Consider the following 4,313-nt stretch of genomic DNA (forward strand, 5'->3'; position numbering starts at 1 on the left):
CGCCGCACCCGACCCGCCGGCCCCGCCGTCGCCGAGCAACCAGCCGCCTGCCCCGCCGGCGGCCCCGGTTCCGGGGGCACCGTTGGTGCCGTTGCCGATCAGCGGCCGACCGGTCAACGCCAGGACGGGACCGTTGATCGGGCGCAGCAGCCCTTCCAGATTCACCGCCTGCAGCACCGACAGATTCACCGCCTCGGCGCCGGCATAGGCGTTCGCGCTGGTGCCCAACGCCTGCGCCAATTGCTGCTCGAAGGCTGCCGCCTGCAGGTCCAAGGCCACAAAGCCCTGCGCATAGCTGCCGAACAATCGGGCGATCGCCGCCGACACCTCGTCGGCGGCCGCCGCCGCAACCGTGGTTGTCGCCGGCGCCCACGACGCCGTCGCCTTCCTGATCGCCTCCCCGATCCCGCTCACATCGGCCGACGCGGCGGCCAGAGCTTCCGGTGCTGCGATCAGAAACGTCGACATCAGCGGCTCCCATCGACGGGACGAATCGAACGGCTAAATGTATTTCAGAAGGGGACGATTGTGAACCACCGTTGAAGGGCTCGTGCCGCCGCCGCGCGCGCCTAACCGAAAAGTCTCAACTACAGGTTTACCCTTCTGTCCGTGATGGTCGGGGAGTGCCTACTGCTGCCGGAGATGGATGTCCTCTCCGCGCTGGATTTCGATACCGAGATTCCATGCATCTGCCGGAAGTTCTGCGACGAGGCGGATCATGCGGCGGACTGGTGGATCACGCTGTCGTGCGGCTGCCGATACCCGTTCTGCAGCAAGGCATTGCGGATGTCGAAGTTGCGATTGCGGATCCGGCCGCTGACGTGCCGGCTCTGCTCGAGCCATGACATCGTGATCAGCAGGGTCAAGCGCACGTAGGCGCGAGTCAGTTGTACGCCGTACTCCCTGCCACCGGATGCGTCGTGCTCACGATCTTCGCGATGCAGTGATCCCGGTCGAAACCCTTACTGCTGCACCACATCAGCGCGCCCCTGGCGTCGGCGAACGTGATTCCCGCGATCGTCACCCAGAAGTTCGGCTCGGAGAATGTCGACCAGTCGCCCGACCACAGCAGCTTGGCGTTGTACAGCTTGCGGAACTGCAGGTGCTCCTGCAGCGCCATCGCGTTATCCCAGACCACCCCGTTGTCGCGGATGCCGGGGCGCTTGGAACTGAGCTGCGGAACCCACTTGTCGGAGGCCTCCGTCGCGACGACGGAGCGGTCCAGGTTCACGTACTGCCTTAGCTGCTGCTCGGCGTCCGGGGCGGTGGATGCTGTCGTCGTCGGTAGCGCCGCCGGCCGTGTTGTCGACGGCGTCGTGCTCTGGTACGTCGGCGCGGCGCTGGTCTCGTAGGACGGCTGGTACGTGGGTCGTCCCGACGTGGGATAGGCGACTGTCGGAGTGTCCGGCCCGGACTTCTGGTTCCCGACGACAACGACCACCAGGACAACCGCGACGACGACCAGTGCGGCCGCCACCGCGACCAGCGTCGGCACCAGGTAGCGTCGCGAGTCATCCCGCTGCTGACTCGGGGGAACCGTTGGGGGAGAGGGGAAATACTGCGGCGGCGGCCGATATTGCGGCCCGTAAACTGTGTCTTCGGCAGCCGGCGGCGATTCAGCCAGCGCACGTTTGGCCGCGCGCGCCAGCGCACCGGCGCTGCCGTACCGGTCGTCGGGATGCTTGGCCATTCCCCGGGCGATGACCTGATCGAGTGCTGACGGAACGCCCGGGCGAGCGACACTGGGCCGCGGCGGCGGGGCCGTCAGGTGAGCCGCAATGATCTGCTGGGTGTCGCCGACGTATGGCCGACGACCGGTCAGCGCCTCGTACAGCACGCACGCCAGCGCGTACACATCGACCGCGGACGTCGCCGGCGCACCGCTGTCGAGCCGCTCCGGCGCCATATAGGCGAAGCTGCCCACGGCGTAACCCGCCATGGTCAGATGCGCTTCGCCCCGCGCCTCGGCGATACCGAAGTCGACGAGGTACGCGAAATCGTCGGGCGTGATGATGATGTTCTGTGGCTTGACGTCGCGGTGGATCAGCCCGTTGGCGTGCGCCGCGTCCAAGGCCGCGGCGACCTGACCGATGATCTCGATGGCCCGCTCGGGCGCCAGCGCGCGCTTGGCCAGAATGTCGTGCAGCGTCTCGCCGCGCACCAGCCGCATATCGATGTACAGCGTGTGGTCAATCTCGCCCCAGTCGTGGATCGGAATCACATGCGGCTCTTGCAGAATCGCCGCCGCGTGCGACTCGCGCAGGAACCGCTCCCGGAAAGTCTGGTCGTCGGCGTACTCGTCGGGGAGCACCTTCAACGCGACCGCGCGACGCTTGTCGGTGTCGAACGCCTCGTACACCTCGCCCATGCCGCCCTTGCCGAGCAGCCGGCTGACTTCGTATTTGCCAAAGGTTTCACCGACCAGTGACTTCATGGCAACCCTGCCTTCCTCCCTGTCGTCAGTATGCGACGGAGGTCCGACAAGGGGCGGGCGTTTTCGGGGAATGGATCGGGGCCGTCGTGAGAACGTCCCAGCCCACTTATCGTCACGCCGGGGTCACGGTCGCCGAACCGTACTTCGAATCATTCCGCTAAACGAATTAGCGATACGCGGCACGAAGTCGGCCAATCTACGAGAACGGTTGGGTTTCAAAGCAACAGAACTGTGAACCCCAAGGGAGCGGGCGCCCCCCAAACGCGTCCCGCCATCAATCGGAAGGACTTTCCATGCCATCACGCAGCACCGTCATCCGCTCGCTTCACGACCTCGGCGCGGCCGCCTGGTTCGGCGGATCACTCATGGGAGCGATCGGACTCAACGGCGCAAGTGCTGCCGTTCGCGACCCCCAGGACCGCGCCCGGGTCTCGGCCACCGGCTGGGCGAAGTGGGCGCCGGTCAACGCCGCCGCCGTCGGAGCGCATCTCCTCGGCGGCGGGGCGATCCTCTATAACAACCGCAAGCGCGCCAAGTACCAGAGTGGCGTCACCTCCAACACCGCCGCGAAGCTGGCCGTCACCGGGGCCGCCCTCGGCGCCACCGCCTACAGCGGCGCGCTCGGGGCCAAAGCCGCTCAGGGAGACGGGCATCCCGCGGAGGGGGCAACCGAGCCGTCGTCGTCGACCCCGGACCAGGCCGCAACCGCCCAAAAGCAACTCCGGTACCTGCAGTGGGCGCTGCCGGTCCTCACCGGGACGATCCTCCTGCTGGGTGCGCAGCAGGGCGAGCAGCAACGTCCCAGTCAGATGATCTCCGGGTTCGGCAACAAGCTGGCGCGCAAGGCAAGTTGACAGCTGCGGCCCTGACGAAGGGAGGGTCATGACGGTCCAAATTGCAACCTGGGCTGCTGAGCCAGTTCACTTGTGCCGCAACGCCACAATCTTGTCGTTGCGCCCACCCACATACACGGTGCCGCTGTTGTCGACCGACAAGCCCCACGGATAGTCGAGGCCGGTGAAGGGCAACTCCTCCTGAGTCGAGGAGCCCACCGCGAGTTTCAGCGTGCGGTTGTGCCCGGTGTCGTTCAGGAAGACGTTGCCTTTGGAGTCGAGGGTCAGGCCACCGGGTTGTTTCAAGCCCGAAAAGGGAAGTTCCGCTTGCTTTTTCGTCTCCACGGGCAGAATCAGCACCCGGTTGTTGCCGCCGTCGGCTACGTACACGGTGCCGTTGCCGGTGACCACCAGGCCCGTCGGATTGTTCAGGCCGTTGAACGGCACCTCGCTGATGGTGGTCGAACCGGCGGGCAGCGCCACCACGTGGTTCCTGCCGGTGTCGGCGACGTAGACCGTGCGGCTGCTGTCCACCGTCAGTCCGGTGGGATTGACCAGGTCGGTAAACGGCAGTACCTCTTGGGTTTGCGAACCCGGCCGCAGCACCAGCACCCGCTTGTTGCCGGCGTCGTTGACGTAGACGGTGCCGGTGTTGTCGGCGGTCACGCCGGTCGGCAGATTCAGGCCGTCGAATGGCAGCGTGTGGGGCTCGGTGGCGCCGGCGAACAGCGCCAGGATCCGATTGTGTTCGGTGTCAGCGACATACACCGTCCCGCCGATGTCCACCGACAAACCTTGCGGGTCACGCAGACCGGAAAACGGCAGTGTGACCTGTTCGTAGTCGCTCTTCGACCCCGAGTTGCCGAGCAGCACAACGGCAATCACGGTCATGATCACCGCGAGCACAGCACCCGCGGCGACGGCCTTCCGGCGCCACCACGGACGGGCCGGCGCTGGCGGCACCGCTGCCGGCCGTGGAATAACCGGTTCCGGCTGGGGGACGACGACCGGCCGCGCCATCGTCGGATGCACGTTCTGCGGAGGCG

The 4,313-nt window shown here is 66.5% G+C and carries 5 protein-coding genes; 2 read left to right on the plus strand and 3 right to left on the minus strand.

Annotation, left to right across the window (positions count from 1 at the left end; translation table 11 throughout):
- A partial coding sequence (locus tag AO501_RS10300) for a PE family protein (protein WP_156452457.1) occupies positions 1-468 on the minus strand: 468 nt, incomplete at its 3' end.
- A 144-nt stretch (positions 469-612) separates the two neighbouring features.
- Here AO501_RS10300 and AO501_RS35445 point away from each other — a divergent pair.
- Positions 613-876, plus strand: a complete 264-nt coding sequence (locus AO501_RS35445) for a hypothetical protein (protein ID WP_082658535.1) — start codon at positions 613-615, stop codon at positions 874-876.
- A 7-nt stretch (positions 877-883) separates the two neighbouring features.
- On the opposite strand, the gene AO501_RS10305 is transcribed toward AO501_RS35445, so the two are convergent.
- Complete coding sequence (locus AO501_RS10305) at positions 884-2,434, minus strand: serine/threonine-protein kinase (RefSeq protein WP_055577619.1); 1,551 nt, start codon at positions 2,432-2,434, stop codon at positions 884-886.
- A 293-nt stretch (positions 2,435-2,727) separates the two neighbouring features.
- On the opposite strand from AO501_RS10305, the gene AO501_RS10310 reads away from it, so the two are divergent.
- Positions 2,728-3,288: a hypothetical protein gene (locus tag AO501_RS10310; protein ID WP_055577620.1), complete on the plus strand. Its 561-nt coding sequence runs from the start codon at positions 2,728-2,730 to the stop codon at positions 3,286-3,288.
- 66 nt (positions 3,289-3,354) lie between these two features.
- Here the strand turns inward: AO501_RS10310 and AO501_RS10315 are convergent.
- A partial coding sequence (locus tag AO501_RS10315) for an NHL repeat-containing protein (protein WP_197419816.1) occupies positions 3,355-4,313 on the minus strand: 959 nt, incomplete at its 5' end.

The sequence above is a fragment of the Mycobacterium gordonae genome, assembly GCF_001417955.2.
GTDB classification, from domain to species: Bacteria; Actinomycetota; Actinomycetes; order Mycobacteriales; family Mycobacteriaceae; genus Mycobacterium; species Mycobacterium gordonae_B.